At 67.3% G+C, this 15,853-nt stretch carries 16 protein-coding genes; 8 read left to right on the top strand and 8 right to left on the bottom strand.

Annotated elements, in window-relative coordinates; all coding sequences use genetic code 11:
• Nucleotides 1-125 precede the first annotated feature (125 nt).
• The gene (locus FQ137_RS06730) at nt 126-350 is read left to right on the top strand and encodes a hypothetical protein (RefSeq protein WP_149291706.1); all 225 of its coding nucleotides are present in this window, start codon (nt 126-128) and stop codon (nt 348-350) included.
• A 120-nt stretch (nt 351-470) separates the two neighbouring features.
• On the opposite strand, the gene FQ137_RS06725 is transcribed toward FQ137_RS06730, so the two are convergent.
• The 5 genes from FQ137_RS06725 to FQ137_RS06705 form a co-directional block, all read right to left on the bottom strand.
• Nucleotides 471-962 (bottom strand): hypothetical protein, encoded by a 492-nt coding sequence (locus FQ137_RS06725; protein ID WP_149291705.1) that lies wholly within the window; start codon nt 960-962, stop codon nt 471-473.
• Between the two features lie 84 nt (nt 963-1,046).
• Complete coding sequence (locus FQ137_RS06720) at nt 1,047-1,412, bottom strand: hypothetical protein (RefSeq protein WP_149291704.1); 366 nt, start codon at nt 1,410-1,412, stop codon at nt 1,047-1,049.
• A gap of 132 nt (nt 1,413-1,544) precedes the next feature.
• The gene (locus FQ137_RS06715) at nt 1,545-2,021 is read right to left on the bottom strand and encodes an SRPBCC family protein (RefSeq protein ID WP_149291703.1); all 477 of its coding nucleotides are present in this window, start codon (nt 2,019-2,021) and stop codon (nt 1,545-1,547) included.
• Nucleotides 2,022-2,217: 196 nt separating this feature from the next.
• Nucleotides 2,218-2,871, bottom strand: a complete 654-nt coding sequence (locus tag FQ137_RS06710) for a TetR/AcrR family transcriptional regulator (RefSeq protein WP_149291702.1) — start codon at nt 2,869-2,871, stop codon at nt 2,218-2,220.
• Between the two features lie 135 nt (nt 2,872-3,006).
• On the bottom strand, nt 3,007-4,845 hold the full coding sequence (locus tag FQ137_RS06705; RefSeq protein ID WP_149291701.1) for an NAD(P)/FAD-dependent oxidoreductase: 1,839 nt from the start codon (nt 4,843-4,845) through the stop codon (nt 3,007-3,009).
• 212 nt (nt 4,846-5,057) lie between these two features.
• On the opposite strand from FQ137_RS06705, the gene FQ137_RS06700 reads away from it, so the two are divergent.
• The 3 genes from FQ137_RS06700 (at nt 5,058) to FQ137_RS06690 (ending at nt 7,398) form a co-directional block, all read left to right on the top strand.
• The gene (locus FQ137_RS06700; protein WP_255583732.1) at nt 5,058-5,891 is read left to right on the top strand and encodes an aspartate dehydrogenase domain-containing protein; all 834 of its coding nucleotides are present in this window, start codon (nt 5,058-5,060) and stop codon (nt 5,889-5,891) included.
• A gap of 156 nt (nt 5,892-6,047) precedes the next feature.
• Entirely contained in the window at nt 6,048-6,209 is a 162-nt protein-coding gene (locus tag FQ137_RS15560; RefSeq protein WP_255583730.1) for a hypothetical protein, read from the top strand.
• 4 nt (nt 6,210-6,213) lie between these two features.
• Nucleotides 6,214-7,398, top strand: a complete 1,185-nt coding sequence (locus FQ137_RS06690) for an FAD-dependent oxidoreductase (protein ID WP_149291699.1) — start codon at nt 6,214-6,216, stop codon at nt 7,396-7,398.
• A 51-nt stretch (nt 7,399-7,449) separates the two neighbouring features.
• Here the strand turns inward: FQ137_RS06690 and FQ137_RS06685 are convergent, their stop codons facing one another.
• Genes FQ137_RS06685 through FQ137_RS06675 form a run of 3 tightly spaced genes read right to left on the bottom strand, consistent with a single transcriptional unit; the run spans nt 7,450 to nt 10,238 of the window.
• On the bottom strand, nt 7,450-8,211 hold the full coding sequence (locus FQ137_RS06685) for a TetR/AcrR family transcriptional regulator (protein ID WP_255583728.1): 762 nt from the start codon (nt 8,209-8,211) through the stop codon (nt 7,450-7,452).
• Entirely contained in the window at nt 8,195-9,127 is a 933-nt protein-coding gene (locus FQ137_RS06680; RefSeq protein WP_255583726.1) for an ABC transporter permease, read from the bottom strand. Before FQ137_RS06680 ends, FQ137_RS06685 begins: the two co-directional genes overlap by 17 nt.
• The gene (locus FQ137_RS06675) at nt 9,120-10,238 is read right to left on the bottom strand and encodes an ABC transporter permease (protein ID WP_149291698.1); all 1,119 of its coding nucleotides are present in this window, start codon (nt 10,236-10,238) and stop codon (nt 9,120-9,122) included. Before FQ137_RS06675 ends, FQ137_RS06680 begins: the two co-directional genes overlap by 8 nt.
• Before the next feature lie 225 nt (nt 10,239-10,463).
• On the opposite strand from FQ137_RS06675, the gene FQ137_RS06670 reads away from it, so the two are divergent.
• From FQ137_RS06670 to FQ137_RS06655, 4 genes are all read left to right on the top strand, one after another.
• Complete coding sequence (locus tag FQ137_RS06670) at nt 10,464-11,444, top strand: ABC transporter ATP-binding protein (RefSeq protein WP_149291697.1); 981 nt, start codon at nt 10,464-10,466, stop codon at nt 11,442-11,444.
• Nucleotides 11,441-12,478, top strand: a complete 1,038-nt coding sequence (locus FQ137_RS06665; RefSeq protein ID WP_149291696.1) for an ABC transporter ATP-binding protein — start codon at nt 11,441-11,443, stop codon at nt 12,476-12,478. Before FQ137_RS06670 ends, FQ137_RS06665 begins: the two co-directional genes overlap by 4 nt.
• Nucleotides 12,475-14,079 (top strand): ABC transporter substrate-binding protein, encoded by a 1,605-nt coding sequence (locus tag FQ137_RS06660; protein WP_149291695.1) that lies wholly within the window; start codon nt 12,475-12,477, stop codon nt 14,077-14,079. The genes FQ137_RS06665 and FQ137_RS06660 overlap by 4 nt, the downstream gene beginning before the upstream one ends.
• 171 nt (nt 14,080-14,250) lie before the next feature.
• On the top strand, nt 14,251-15,849 hold the full coding sequence (locus FQ137_RS06655) for an ABC transporter substrate-binding protein (RefSeq protein ID WP_149291694.1): 1,599 nt from the start codon (nt 14,251-14,253) through the stop codon (nt 15,847-15,849).
• Nucleotides 15,850-15,853 lie beyond the last annotated feature (4 nt).

The raw sequence follows: 15,853 nt of genomic DNA, 5'->3' as shown, positions 1-15,853 counted from the left end.
CTCCTGGGTCGAGTTTCCGGGTCGACGGTACGCGTTTCTGCCGGGCGCCCGTCCGGATGCACGTTCGCGCCGAATCCCCCACACTTCGGAAGACGACAGACTTCCCCCGAGACGAAGGAGCGAGCATGCCCCGCTACCGCGTGATTGACCCCGAGCAGAACGTGATCGAGGAGAAGGAGTTTGCTGACGACACCAAGGCCTACGACTGGTTCAAGACGGTCGAGGTCCCGGACGATGCGCTCGGCTACGCCATGGAGGTCGACATGGACGGGAAGTGGACGCGCTTCGAGATCAACGACGGTGGCACCAATACCTCGCCTGCGGCCGATGAGGGCACCGGGATTGCCTGAGCCCGGCCAGCCGACAGCGCTGTTGCCTCTTCTGCGCCGCCAACCCCTGTAGTGGGGCGAGGCGGCGTAGCGACTTTGTCTGGAACCTCCGGCACGCCCACCGCCTCTGAGCGCACTGGTTTACCCGTCCCCGGGCCCTGTCTCCGGCGAGCGCCCGGCGTGGTGGATGCGGGCGCGGAGGGCGAGCATCAGTGAGTCCATGCGCGCGGTCTCCGCGAGCAGTTCTGCGACGGTCGCTGGCGGGTTCGCACGGTTGGCGAGGCTCGCGGAGTTCGCCCTCTCGACGAGCTCGACGAACCCGGGGTCGGCATCGGTGCGGTCCCTCAGATCGGGGTAAGTGCGCTCGAGCGGAGTGCCGATGCCCAAGGTGGGCCGGAGCGCGTACCAGCCGTCGAGGGTCTCGGTCAGCGATTCCAGCGCCATGAGGTACGAGCGCCTCGCCGCATCCACTGCCCGCTCGGCGGTGAGCTGGACCGGGTCGGCCCCTCTCCGGAGCCGGCGTCGTCGGGACAAGTCCTCCAGCCCGGAGCGCACCAGCCACCCGGTCAGCGCGACCCAGGCCACAACCCCGGCGATGATCGTGAGCAGCAGCAACGCGAGGATCAGGGGCACGACGTCACCACCGCGGGACCTCGCCGCCGCTGGTCACAACACAGCAGCCCGCGTCGCCATCTCCGACGTGAAGCGGCGGGGCGGTCATGATCCTCCCAGCGCGTGCAGGACGAGCGTCAGCGGAACCGACAGCAGAACTACTGCCGATATGCCGGCGCCGACCAGTTTCCCCAGTCCCGCCCATCGGAGCTCCGAACACTCCGCCTCGAGAGCAGTGGGCGACAGCGGAGCCGCGAGACGACCGGCCGCGGACGCCCGCGCCTCGGCAACGGACGGCCAGGTTGCGGGTACATGCCGGCGGGGGTCGCCCCCGAGTTCGTCTGCGACAATGAGCGCTCGCTGCTCGTCCCATTCGGCCAGGCGTTGATCAAGCTCGTACACAGCAGCCTCTGCCTCCGCGATTCGCCGACCCATGGCAGTTCGCGGGGAGGTGGCCGGGGGGAGCTGCATGCCACCAGCCTCCCCCACCTGGGCAGCGCCGGGCAAGGGTCGCAAGCGCCGGTGATCCGCGGTTCGGACCCGACTTCGGCCGCGGCGTGTCGCTGCGCGCGGCTGCACTCCCCCGGGACTGCGTGAGTGGGCCTAACCCGCAGTCTCGTACTTGGCGGCCAACTGCGAGAGCGTCTTGGTGATCCCGGCGGCGTTCTGGTTCGCCATACCGACGATCTCGAAGAGCTTCCCGAGCTTCGAGCGTCGGTTGTCGAAACTCTCGGTGACCTCGGTTCGCCCTTCCGCGGTCGGAGTGAACTCCCAGCGCCAGCGGTGCCCGGCGGGGTGCGCCCACTCGATCACCTTGTGTTCTGGAGTATCTATGTGCTCGGTGACTGTGCAGGTGATGCGGTAAGGGACCCCGTACATGCGCATCGCGGTGGTGAACTTTGCGCCCTCGGACAACGCCGACGGCCCCTTGACGTTGTCGTGGACGGTCCCCGAACCGTCAACGAGGCCGTGCTTGCGCGGGTCGTTGACGAGCGCGAAAAGCTCCTCCGCGGGGGCGTTGACGGCGACCCTGCGGGCGACGACCCGGGGGCCGCGATCGACGGTGGTGATTGTGGTCATCGTGAGATCTCCTCGAAATGGGCGGTGGCGGGAAGCCGGCTTCAGCGTTGGACTCGGTTCACCCCACGGTACGACCACCCGCTGGAGCAGCACAGTGACGACCGACATCGGCTCGGTGAGTGTGGCCATCACATGGAACACGGTGATCTAGGCACCGATGCTGATCCACACCGCTTGTGCCGCGCCCTCGGCCGAACTACTGGGTCACTCCCCACGCCCCCAGCGAGATCGCCTTGAGCGCTGCCAGCATCCGAGCCGACTCGGCCTCGGCCGGCTTGAGCGAGCGGTCCTGGTAGAAGGCCATGACGATCATGTCCGTGAGTCTCTCGACGATCGCCGTGTAGTCGTCGGACACTGGGTTGATCAGTCCGGCCTCCGCGTCGCGCCCCATCTGCTCCGAGAGGTGACTGTTCAACCCGTCCACCAGTTCGGTCCAGCGTGACCTCACCTTGTCGTCGTACCCTGTTGCCTGGACACCCGCGACCATCACCTGGTCGTGTTCCACCCACGCGGTGTAAGACTGGCCGAACAGCCGGTCGAAATAGCCGGAGTGCGATTCGCCGGCCCTCCGGTGATAGCTCCCGATGGTCTCGGCCCAGTCGTCCCACGCCCCGCCGACCAACTCGCCCAGGACATCGCTTTTGGATTCGAAGTAGAAGTAGAAATTGGGTCGCTTGATCCCTGCGGCGTCGGTGATGTCCTTGACCGAGATGTCCGCCACCGGCATCCGGCCGAGAAGGCTCTCGAAGCCGTCGAGGATGACCTGGCGCTGGACCTCACCTCGCGGGATACGTCTCCGACGGCCACCAATCGCGTCGGAGGCTTCTGTTGCTGACGGGCCGGGAACCATGGGCGGAATTGTAGTGCCGTGTGTCGCAGGGGTCACTTGTTCACCGACATGCGGACCAGCGTCGTATCTCGCGATCTGAATGTGGCCGTCGCCCGACCACAGGGTCAGGCGACGGCCAGTTCCGGGGAGGTTCGCTCACGAGTGAGCGACGGCGGTGCGGGAGGGCTCGAAGGCCAGTCCCTCGAAGCGACCCGAGTTCCACCATTCCTCGATCATGTTCCAGAAGTCGATCTCTGACGAGTTGTACACGTCGCGGAACACTGCCTTCGACACCTCGCCCTGGCCGTTGTAGTACCCCGGGGTGCACGCACCCCAGTAGGCCTCACGCGGCTCGTTGGACCGGCGCACCTCCGCGACCCAGTCGGCCTCGGCCTCGGCCGTCGGCTCGAAGGTTGCCAGGTCGTTATCCAGCATGTGGCGAACGAGTCGCGCGGCGTGGCGGGCCTTGCGGTCGAGCATGTAGACGAAGTTGACGTAGTAGGCGGTCTGCGACATCCCCAGCTCGACGAAATTCGGGAAACCGTGGGTAAAGAAGCCGTGGAAGGTCCGCGCCCCCTCGGAGAAATACTCCTGCATCGAATGACCGCCGCGCCCGATCACGTCGTAGCCGTAGATGCCAGCCGGCCCGGAACCGGTCTCGAAGCCGGTAGCAAAGACAATGCAGTCGACCTCGTAGTGGGTGCCCGCCACGACGATCCCCGTGGAAGTGATGCCGTCGATCCCGGTCGGTGACGCGGCGAGGGTGACGTTGGGACGGTTGAATGTCTGCAGGTACTCGTCGTTGAAGCACGGCCGCTTGCACATGTAGCCGAACCACGGCTTGAGCTTGTCGGCGGTCGCGGGATCCGTCACGATCGAGTCGACCCGCTGATGGGCGCCCATGAGCAGCTTCATGTCCGCGAGCTCGGCGACCAGTGCCTGGTCCGCCTCCGGGAGCTCACCGACGGGCGTGTCCACCAGGGGCTGGCCGGTCAACTGCGGGAACAGGTGGGTCCAGCCGTCGTCGACCAGGTTCCCGTCCACCTCGTGCCCGGAGATGATCCCGTTGAAGTTGTCGTGCCGCTCGTACTGCCAACCGGGCCGGAGCGACTCGGCCCACTGCGGGTCGGTCTTGCGGTTGTTGCGCGGTTGCACGACACTCGGCGTGCGCTGCACCACGACCAACTCCTTGGCGTCCCGCCCCAGGTACGGCACGACCTGCACGCCGGTGGCACCCGTGCCCACCACGGCGACACGCTTGTCGCGGAGATTCTCTAGGTCACCGGCCGCGGAGCCCCCCGTGTAGTCGTAGTCCCAACGGCTGGTGTGGAAGATTTTGCCGTCGAAGTCCCCGATTCCGGGCACCTTCGGCAGTTGCGGCTTGGTCAGTGCGCCGTTTGATCGCATGAGGACCCGCGCGAGGAACCGATCGCCGCGATCCGTGGTGACCTCCCAGCGCTGGGACTGCTCGTCCCACCTCGCGTGGGTGGCGCGGGTCTGGAAATACGTCTTGCCGTAGAGGTCGTAATGCCGCCCGATGCGCTGTGCGTGCTCGAAGATCTCGGAGCCGTCCGCGTAACGCTGGCTGGGGACGTACCCGGTCTCCTCGAGCAGTGGCATGTAGATGTGGGACTCGATGTCGCACTGCACACCCGGGTAGCGGTTCCAGTACCAGGTCCCTCCGAAGTCCCCGCCGTATTCAACGATCCGGAAGTTCTCGACGCCGTTCTGCGTGAGGTACGCACCGGCGGTCAAACCACCGAACCCGCCACCCAGGACCAGCGTGTCGAGCTCCTCGGTGACCGGCTCGCGGGTGATCGGCTCGGAGAACGGGTCGTGGTCATCGACCTCGAGCACATCCTCCAACCCTTGGAACTGGGCGAGTTGGTCTGTGCGGAGCCGAGCCTGCTTGTCCGCCTCGAAACGCTGGCGAAGGTGGTCGGGGTCGAAGTCGATGTCGAGGGCGAGCTTCGACTCGGGGAGGGTGAAGGCCATGCTGGTGTGTCCTTTGGTGAAGGGGCGTCCGCGGAAAGGGGGCCACGGACGAGCCGTTGAATAAACTTGACGCTCCGTCAAGTTGTGATGGAGATTACACGCTACGTGTGACGCGGGCAACACTTTTGAGCGGCGGTGACGAGGAACCGCTCCCGCGGGGGTTTTCGTGCTCACGAGTCAGGGCTGCTCACTGTGGGTACGGTGGCCTCATCATGACCCCTGCCCAGTCTTCTTCACCCGAACCGGCGACCGACCAGCCCGCGCGTACCCGACCCCTGGTCGTGGCCATGATCGGCGCCGGCGCGATCGGTGGCGCTGTGATCGAGGCGCTCGAGCAGGGCGCGGTCCCCGGCGTCCGGCTCGGCGCGGTGCTCCGCTCCCGCAGTACGGACGAGGAGATCACCGACGCCATCGGAGCGGCCGACGTCGTGGTCGAAGCCAGCAGCGTCGAGGCTGCCGAGGAGTACATCCCGCGCGTCACGGCGGCCGGCAAGGACATGATCGTGTGCTCGTGCGGCGTGTTTGCCCGTCATAAGGACCCCCGCGAACTCCTCGCGCGCGGGCCAAGCGCCGGCCGCGTGCTCGTGCCCGCCGGGGCGATCGGGGGGCTCGACGTGCTCTCGGCGGCAGCGCGCGCGGGCACCGACGACGCTCACCTCCGCCACTACACCATCAAGAGCCCGGCCGCCTTGAACGTCGAAGAGCACCTCACCCAGCGTCGCGAGGTCTTTCGCGGCTCGGCCCGCCAGGCGGCGCTCGAGTTTCCGCTCACGTCCAACGCTTCGGTCGCACTCGCGCTGGCCACCCTCGGATTGGACCGGACCGAGGTGATAGTGGTCGCCGACCCGGAGGTGCAGCGCACCCGCCACGTGGTGGAGTGGGAATCACCGGTGGGCGACTACGAGCTGCAGTTCGAGAACTCCGTCGATCCCGACTCCGGCGGCCGCACCTCGGCGATCACCGCGTGGTCGGTCGCGGAGGTCCTCGTCTCGCTCGCGGCGGGCGCAGGGCCGGGCGTCGTCGTGCTCGGCGCCGACCGGTGGTAGACCGGACGACGACGTTCTAACGTATGGGTCCACTCGATCACGAGGTGCAATATGACCAACGCTCGACCGTCAGACCCAGATCCCGGCCAGAGTCCGGACGTCGACAGCACGGGCTCCGCACCTGCAGGTGTGATCCCTGACTTCGACTCGACATCCATGACGTCAGACAGCGCCAGCCGCGCACTGGCGCCCACCGAACGACAGAGCCCGCCCCCCACGAACTCCCGAAAGGGTGCTTATGTGTGGATCGGCGTCATCGCCGTCGTCGTCCTCATCCTGGTGATCGGGCTCGTGGGCTACGCGATCGAAGCGTTCTAGCGCCATGCCCGCCGCGTTCGACACCGTGATCATCGGGGGCGGCAATGCCGGGGTTTCCTTGGCTGCCCGCCTCAAGCGTGACGGCGTGCGCAGCGTCGCGCTCGTCGATCCCAGTCCGCTGCACCGGTACCGACCGATGCTCAACTATGCCGCGGCCGGGCACGCGCGAATGTCCCGCTACGAGCGCCCCATGGCGACCGTTGTCCCGGACGGGGTCGAACTCGTGCCGCACGCGGCCACCCGCATCGACCCCGACGCCCAGACCGTCACCCTCGACAACGGCCCCTCCGTCAGCTACCGCGACCTCGTGCTGTGCCCGGGACTGACCCCCCACTGGGAGGAGACCCCGGGGCTGCACGACGCCTACATCGACGGTTGGGCAGTGTCCGCCCATGTGCCTGAATACGCCGGTCGCGCATGCGCCGCCCTGGTCCGGGAACGCGAGGGGACCGTGGTGTTCTCGATACCGCCCGAGCCCGCGTCCTGCGGCGGAACCGTCCTCAAGGCGATGTTCCTGGCGTGCGACCGATGGCAGCGCGAGGATGTGCTCGGCCGGATCGACGTGCACCTGGTGACCCCGTTCCGTGGTCTGCTCGGCCTGGAGCCTGTGGACTCGCGACTGCGGCCGTTCATAGGCGAGTACGGCATCACCGTGCACGATCAGACTCGAGTCGACGCCGTCGACCACCACGCGCGCAGCATCTCCCTCGACGGCCAGGGTCCCGCGACCATCGAGCAGGTCAACCTGGCCTACGTGACCCCGCACAGCCGCGCCCCGCGGTTCGTTGCCGACTCGGGTTTGGGGGACGGCGGCGACGCTGGGCTCGCTGCGGTGGACCCCCGCACCCTGCGGCACGTAGACGCGGCCTCGGTGTGGGGCCTGGGAGACGCGGCCACGGTCGGCACCCGCCCCTCCGGCGGGGCCCTCCGCGCCCAGGTGTCCGTGGTGGCCGACAATATGCGCGCCGACCAGCACGGAGGGAGAGAGGCTCACTACGACGGCTATACCGTCATCCCCGTAGCGGTGAGCCGCGACCGGCTGGTATTGGCGGAGGTCGACCGGGACGGTCGACCCGCACCGTCGATCAGCGCCGTCGACCTGACCAAGCCCCGACGGCTGACGTACGCCTTTGACCGCTATGTCCAGCCGGTCGTCTATTTCCGCAAATTGCTCCGCGGGCGGGTGTGACCCGCCCGCGGAGCACGACCGCCGGTTGGTCGGACAACGACCTCTACGGACTCAGCGAACGTCGGCGCGGGTTTCCGCGTCGCCATCGACCTCGGACGACGGCGACGCTGACTCTGAGGGCGAACTGATCCCGGCACGCAGAGCAGCCTCAACCATGTCGTACAGGTGCGCTACGACTTTCTCGAAGTCGGCGTTGACCACGGTATTGCGGACGTCGCGCCGGTCCTCGAATACGGCCAACGCCCCGGTGAACATCTGGGTGGCCAGGTCGATCCGTTCGAATGCCACCCGACGGGGCAGGTGGGACATCGCATCGATCAGCCGCACCACGGCGTCGTCGGTGGCCGTGCGCAGATCTGTCTCCGGCACGCCGGGAGCCATCACCGGCCCGACCCGCTGGAGAAAGCGTGCGTAGTGGGTCGCTTCTGGTCGCCGACGGACGAGGTCGACGATCGGCCCCAGGAGCACGTGGACGAGCGACGGCAGGTCAGTGCCCAGGCCCGCCTCGTCGATCTCCGCGAGCCGCTGTTGCCGGTCGATGACGATCTCCGAGAGCCTGCGACGCAGGACTTCGATGATCAGCCCGTCGCGGCTACCGAAGTGGTACTGCACCGCCGAGTTGTTCCGCTGACCGGCGAGCGAGGCCACGTCGCGCATGGACACGTTGTCCAGGCCCCGCTCGCCGATGAGCTTCTCGGCGATTTCTATCATCGCCGACTTGGCGTCCGGGCTCTGCGAGTCGACGTCGCCACTTCCCTGAAGACGGGCCGGGCTCACCGGGATGCCGTGGCCCGCATCAGATCTTCGCCGCACCGGGGCTCCACTTCCGACCGGCTGCCTCGCCCAACTGATTGAAGCTCAGGACCGTAAGGAACAGCACCGTGGCCGGGACTCCGACGAGGTAGGGGTACTTCTGGAAGTCGGACTGGCCAGCGCTGATCATGTTGCCCCAGGTCGGCTCGGGGCGCGGGATGCTCAGGCCCAGGTAGCTCAACGACGCCTCGGCGACGATGAGAACGGCGATCAGCATGAAGCTGTACGAGAACACCGGCGCGACGATATTCGGCGCTACTTCGCGCAACATGATGCGGATCTCTCCGGCTCCCAGCGATCTCGCGGCGGTGACGAATTCCCGTCCCGCGTAGCTCATGGCGTTGGCCCGGACGAGTCGGGCGAACGCCGGGATCACCATGATCCCGAGGGCGAGCGTGACGTTGGGCAGCGTCGGGTCGAGCACCGTGATGATCGCGATGAGCAGGATGAGGGACGGGAACGCCAACAGCGTGTCGATGAGGATGGAGACGACTCTGTCGGTCCAGCCGCCTCGATAGCCGGCGAGAAGTCCGAGGGCGCCGCCGATCAGCGCGCCGATGAGCACGCCTCCGATCCCCACGACGAGTGAGACGCGAGCGCCGTAGAGCAGGCCGCCGAGGATGTCCAGGCCCTGACTGTCGGTGCCGAGCGGGTGTGCGGTGAACAGGTCGGGTGCGAGGTTCGACCCCGTCGTCAGCGCCTTTGACGGGTCGCGGGACTCCGCGACCGGTAGGAAGTCCACGACCAGCGCGCCGAGCACGATCAGGGTTGTCCAGACCAGGGCGAACCCCGTGCTGAAACCGGACATCTTCGGCAACCGGGGTCGACGGCGGGCCGGGGCTGCCGGGGCCGGCGGGGCTGTCGAAGTCGCCGGGGCCATGGAGACGTCGGTTCGGACAGGAGCGATATCAGCCACGGCGGATCCTCGGGTCGATAAGTGCGTAGGTGACGTCGACGGCCATGTTGACCAGGACGTAGAAGACGGCGATCACGATCACGCCGCCGAGGACGACGGGGAGGTTGTCGTTCTGGACGGCGTCGACGATCATCGAGCCCATCCCGGGGAGGTTGAACAGTCGCTCGACGACGACCGTTCCCCCGATGAGCCTGCCGAGGCTGATGCCGGCGAGCGTGATCACCGAGACGGTCGACGGGCGCAGTGCCTCGGCGACCAGGACATGCCCGGTCGGCATGCCTTTGGCGCGCGATGAGAGTACGAAGTCCTGCTGCAGCGTGGAGATCATGTCGGTGCGGAGGACTCGCGTGAAGATCGCGACCTCCATCAGGGCCAGGGTGATGGCCGGCAAGGCGATGCTGCGCAGGTTCTCCCCCAGCCCGTCAGCCAATGGGGCGTACCCCTGACGCGGGAATTCCGGCAGGAACAGCGCGACGAGCGCCAACACACCACCCACCACGAGACCGCCGAGCATCGCGCGGCCCCACATCACGCCCGGCTCCCGGCGGCCGCCGCGGCGACCGATCGGGGACAGCGCCACGAGGAGGCCGATGATGACGGCCGCCCCCAGGATGAGCTGTTGTGCCAACGAATGGTTGAAGACGAACAGGTAGATGAGCAGCAGGCCGCCCACGAAGCTGGGCACGGAGATGAACGCGAATGCGACCACGGAGGAGACCTGGTCGAACACGCTGCCACGCCGGTAGGCCGACCACACCGCAACCGGGACAGCGGTCGCCAGCGAGAGGACGATCGCCAGGAAGGCGAGCTGCATGGTGACGGGCAGCGCATTGCCGATCATCTCGACGACCGGCTGGTTGGGCGGGATGAGCGAATTGCCCAGGTCACCGCGGACGATCCCGCCGGCCCATTCGGAGAACCGGACCATGACGGGGTCGTCGAGACCGAGCTCTTCTCGAGCTTGCTGATATTGCTCGGCGGTAGCGCCTGAGCCGACGGCGGAACCGGCGGCATCGCCTGGCACCGCCTCCATGAGGAAGAACGCGCCGACCGCCGCGAGGACGACGACGATGACCGCGTGGAGAGCGCGTTCACCAATGAACCTGAGCACGTAGGGGACCCTTCGATTGAGGCACCGCATGAAGCGGTTTCTTAATTGCCTTGACGTAGACACACTATGCCGTGATACTCGTCACATCAAGACGGATTAAGTAGTTGACTTAAACCGGGTCCAACACACAAGGAGGCAGTCATCGCCGCCGTACCACCCCGCGGGTCGGGTTCCCCTTCCGACCCCGACGACCTACTCCTCGAGGTCCGGGGTCTCCGCACCCACATCGACACTCCTTCCGGACGGATCACTCCGGTCGACGGGGTCGACATCTCGCTGCGTCGTGGCGAGACGATCGGCATCGTGGGCGAGTCCGGCTCGGGCAAATCGATGCTCGTCCGGTCGATCATGGGCATCGCCCCCAGCGCCGCGACAGTCGACCCGACGTCGACGGTCCGCTTCGACGGTCGCGACGTTCTGAGCCTGTCGCAGCGGCAGGCCCAGAAATTCTGGGGGCGTGAGATCGCCATGGTCTTCCAGGACCCGCTCACCTCACTCAACCCCATTCGCACGATCGGTCGACAGATCACCGACCCGCTGCGGCACCACCTCAAGCTGAGCCGGCGAGAGGCCGAAGACCGTGCGGTCGAGCTCCTGGAGCGGGTTCGTATTCCCTCGGCCCGCTCGCGCCTCTCCGAATACCCCCACCAGCTCTCCGGCGGCATGCGCCAGCGGGTCGGCATCGCGATCGCGCTGTCCTGCTCACCCAAACTGCTCATCGCCGACGAGCCCACCACCGCGCTCGACGTGACGGTCCAGCACGAGATCCTGGACCTCCTGCACGGCCTACAAGCCGATAGCGACATGGCGATGATCCTCGTCAGCCACGACCTCGCGGTGGTCTCCCAGCACACCGACCGGATTGGTGTGATGTACGCAGGTCGATTCCTCGAGGTGGGCGACACCCGCGTGCTGCTGGATGAGCCCGCGCACCCGTACACGGGGGCGTTGCTCAGTTCGATCCCCCGGCCTGACCTGCCTCCCCACACTGTGTTGACGGTGATCGAGGGTCGTCCGCCGAATCTGCGGGAGATGCCGACGGGGTGCCGGTTCGCCCCGCGGTGCCCGCGCGTGCAGGACGACTGTCTGGCGGTCGATCCCCCGCTCGAGGACCTCCCCACCGCGACGGGCGCCGTCCACCGCGTCGGCTGCCTGCACCCGCTCATCCCCGCTTACTCCGCCGGCACCAGCAGCGAGGCATCATGACCAGCTCTCCCTTGAACACCGCCGATGTGCCCGATACGCAGGAGTCAGGTGGGTCGCCCGAGGCCAAACTGGTCATCGACGCCGTTACCGTCGAGTACGCCACCCGCAAGGGAACGGTCCACGCCGTCACGGATGTCTCGCTGGAGGTCGCCCGCGGCACCACCCTCGCGCTCGTCGGCGAGTCCGGCTGCGGCAAGTCGAGTCTCGGCCGCGCACTGCTTCAGCTGCCCCGGCCCACGGCCGGCCGCGTGAGCGTTGACGACACCGACCTGTGCTCACTTTCCGGCGCCTCTCTCAAGCGGGCCCGGAAGATGATCCAGATGGTCTTCCAGGACCCCGTGTCCTCGCTCAACCCGCGCCGCAAGGTGCGTGACATCGTGGCCGAGGGTCTGGAGATCCAGGGCACCGATGGAGGCCGGGAGGAGGTCCGGCGCCGGGTCGATGCCGCGATGGAGGCGGTGGGGCTGGACCCCGAGCACGCGGGCGACAGACGCCCGTCGGAGTTCTCCGGCGGGCAGTGCCAGCGCATCGCTCTGGCCCGCGCGCTCGTGCTCGAGCCCGAGGTGCTGGTGTGCGACGAGCCGGTCTCGGCGCTCGATGTCTCCGTGCAGGCCCAGATCCTCAACCTGCTCGAGGAGATGAAGGAGCGCTACCACCTGACGATGGTGTTCATCTCGCATGACCTGTCGGTCGTGCACAACATCGCCGACCAGGTCGCCGTGATGTATCTGGGCCAGGTGTGCGAGGTCGCTGACACCTCTGCCCTCTACCGTGCGCCCGCGCATCCGTACACGATGCTGCTCATCTCCTCGGCCCCCACTCTCGGCGGAACCCTTGCCGACTCCCTGGGCGAGGCGCCCATCGAAGCCACGAGCTCCGAGCTTCCCTCGCCCCTCAACCCACCGTCCGGATGCAGATTCCGAACCCGGTGCCCCCGGGCAACCGAGATCTGCGCCACCGAACGACCACAGCTGACCGACATCGCACCCGGCCATAAGGTCGCGTGCCACCACCCCCTTACGGAGTCCCGATGAAACGCACCACCACCGCCGCCGCGATCTTTGCGGCCGCCGCCCTCACTCTCACCGCCTGCGGCGGGGGCGGGGAGTCCTCAAACGACGCTGCCGGTGATCCCGGCAACACCCCGGCCGAGTCCGGCCGCTGCACCGAGGACAAGGTCGGGGGCACCATCACGATGGGTGAGTACTCCATGCTGCCGACCTTCGCCCCGGGCCAGGGACAGTACGGCGTCCGCGGAGCCGCGGAGTCCGCTGCGGTCTTCGACCGCCTTATGCGCTGGAACAACGCAACCGAGGAGTTCGAGCCGAAGCTCGCCGAGTCGTTGGAGTCCAATGACGACAACTCGGTGTGGACCCTCAAGCTCCGCGATGGCGTGAAGTTCTCCAACGGCGATCCCCTCACCGCCGAGGACGTAGCCTTCACGATCGACCAGCACAAGGACCCGGCGACCCGCGCGGTCACCCTGACCGACGCCATCCAGGTCAAGGACACCCGCGTGGTCGATCCTCTGACCGTCGAGTTCACGCTGACCGAGCCGTGGACGGGCTTCCCCATCCTCCTGGCCGGTGCGGCCGGAGAGGTCCTCCCGCAGAAGGCGTACACGGAGGCCGGGCCGGAGAAGTGGGCGCAGAACCCGATCGGGGCGGGTGCCTACCTCGTTGACACCTACACCCCCAACCAGGAGGTCGTGCTCAAGCCCAACCCGGACTACTACGGTGGACCGGTCTGCCCCACGCTCCGGTTCATCCGGATCCCGGGCGGGCAGGGCACCCTCGAGTCGTTCCAGAACGGTGAGATCCAGGCCGGGTTCCTCCGCGGTGCGAAGTTCGTCTCGGCCGCCCGTGACGCCGATGAGCAGGGGTTCTACGAGATCACCAGCTCCGGTTCGGTGGTCAACATGAACTCCGGCGCCGCCGGGTACGACGGGGTGCTCACGGACGCCCGGGCTCGTCAGGCTGTGGGCTTCGCGCTGGATCGCGATCTCATGAACCAGCGACTGACCGGCGGCAAGGGCCAGGCCACCTCGGCTCTGCTGGCCGAGTCCTCGCGCTTCTTCGACGGCGAGCAGGGGCCGCAGTATGACGTGGAGAAGGCCAAGCAGCTGGTGGAGGAGCTCAAGGCCGAAAGGCCCGACTGGAACGGCAAGCTGACGCTGCTCGCGGCGGACTCCCCCGAGAGCGTCGAGTCGGGCGTGGTGCTCAAGGCCCTCCTTGACGCCGCCGGTTTTGATGTCACCATCGAGAACGCGCCGGTCTCCCAGGTGACGGCGCGTCAGTTCACCGGTGACTACGAAATCGTCATCGGCGGTCTGGCCACGTCGGAGGCCGACCCGTCCTCGGCGTTCGCCAGCAACCTGCTGCCCGAGGGCATGAGCAACATCACTGGGATCAACGATCCGCGGTTCGTCAAGGCGATCTCCGACATCAAGGCCTCCCAGTCGATCGATGACCAGAAGGCCGCGTACAAGAAGTTCCAGGAGATCCACAATGAGATCCTGCCGTTCACGGTGATCGCGAACGCGGAGGAGTACGTGGTGATCGACGAGTCGCTCAAGGGCGTCGTCCCGTCGCTGTCGTCCACCATGCTCTTCGACGGCGCGTACCTGGAGAAGTGACCCCACCCGGGTTCTGACCTGCTCAGGTCGCCCACTCTGTGCCTCCGGGCCCCGGATTGCCTCGCCCTCACCTGCGAGGCGATCCGGGGCCCGACCCCTGTCGACACCTCCCGTCGCTCCCCTGTTCCCCGGCCGCCCGGCCGGTACCGCCCCCATCCCTCAGGAGAACCGATGTCCCGCGCTACCCGCGCCCTGACCGTCCTGGCCACCGCCACCCTCACCCTCACCGCATGCGGTGGAGGCCAGGATTCCGACCGTTCCGCCTCCGGGGCCTCGGCACCCGACCAGTCCGAACGCTGCACTGCCGAGCGGGCAGGCGGCACCATCACCGCCGGTGAATACGCGATGCTTCCGTCCTTCGCCCCCGGGCAGAGCATGTATGGGGTGCGGGGCGGTGCCGAGGCAGCGGCCGTCTACGACCGGCTCATGCGCTGGAACCCGGAGACCACCGCGTTCGAACCCAAGCTCGCCAAATCCCTCGAAGCCAACGATGACAACACGGTCTGGACTCTGACGCTCCGCGACGGCGTCACCTTCTCCAACGGCGACCCCCTCACCGCCGAGGATGTCGCCTTCACGATCGGCCTACACAAGGACCCCGCCACGCGCTCGAGCGCCATGACGGATGCCATGCAGGTCACCGATGCCAAGGTCCTCGACCCCACCACCGTGGAGTTCACCCTCACCGAACCCTGGGCCGGCTTTCCGATCCTGCTCGCGGGCACTGTCGGTGAGGTCATCCCCGAGAAGGCCTACACGGCTTCCACCCCGCAGGACTGGGCACGCAACCCCATCGGCGCCGGTGCCTTCACCCTCTCCAAGTACACCCCTGACCAGGAAGTCGTTCTCGAACCCAACCCGAATTACTACGGCGGCCCCGTCTGCCCCACCCTGCGCTTCATCCGCATTCCGGGCTCCCAGGGCACGTACGAAGCGTTCCAGACCGGTGAACTGCAGACCGGCTTCCTCCGGGGCGCCAAGACGGTGACTGCGGCCCAGGACGCGGGCGAGCGGGGCTTCGAGGTGGTCACCAGTTCGGGGTCGATCGTCAATCTCAACTCCGGAGCCGCCGGGTACAGCGGCGTACTCACCGACGAGCGGGTCCGGCTGGCCATCGCCCATGCGCTTGACCGTGACCTCATCGACCAGCGACTCACCGGCGGGGTCGGCTTGCCGACGTCTGCCCTGATCGCCGAGTCGTCGCGCTTCTACGACGGGCAGGAGGGACCGGCCTTCGATCCAGAACGGGCCAAGGCGCTCGTCGAGGAGGTGAAGGCGGACCAGCCCGGGTGGAACGGCGCCTTGAGCCTCCTCGTGGCCGACAGCGCCGAGAACATGGAGACCGGCGTGGCCCTGTCTGCCCTTCTCGATGCGGTGGGCTTCGATGTAACTATCGAGAACGCGCCGGTCACCCAGGTGGTGGCCCGCCAGTTCAACGGTGATTTCGAAGCCGTGGTCGGTGGCTTGTCGCCGTCCGATGCGGATCTCGCCTCCACGTTCGCCAGCGCGATGGCACCCGGCGGTTCACTGAACCTGACCGGTATCAACGATCCCGAACTCACCGCGGCCGTCACCGCCTTCAAGGCCGCTGCCGACCTGGATGCCCAGAAGGAGGCGGCCAGCACCCTCCAGGAGGTCTACAACCGTGTGGTGCCGTTCGCGGTGATCGCGAACTCGGAGGAGTACGTGGTGGTCGACGATTCCGTTAAGGGCGTGTCCCCGACCCTGTTCTCCACGATGATGTACGACGGCGCCTACGTGGAGAAGTGACGCA

It is taken from the genome of Dietzia sp. ANT_WB102 (assembly GCF_008369165.1).
In the GTDB taxonomy this organism is placed as follows: domain Bacteria; phylum Actinomycetota; class Actinomycetes; order Mycobacteriales; family Mycobacteriaceae; genus Dietzia.
Note: the sequence above shows the minus strand (reverse complement) of the source record. Positions and strands in the feature narration are given on the sequence as shown.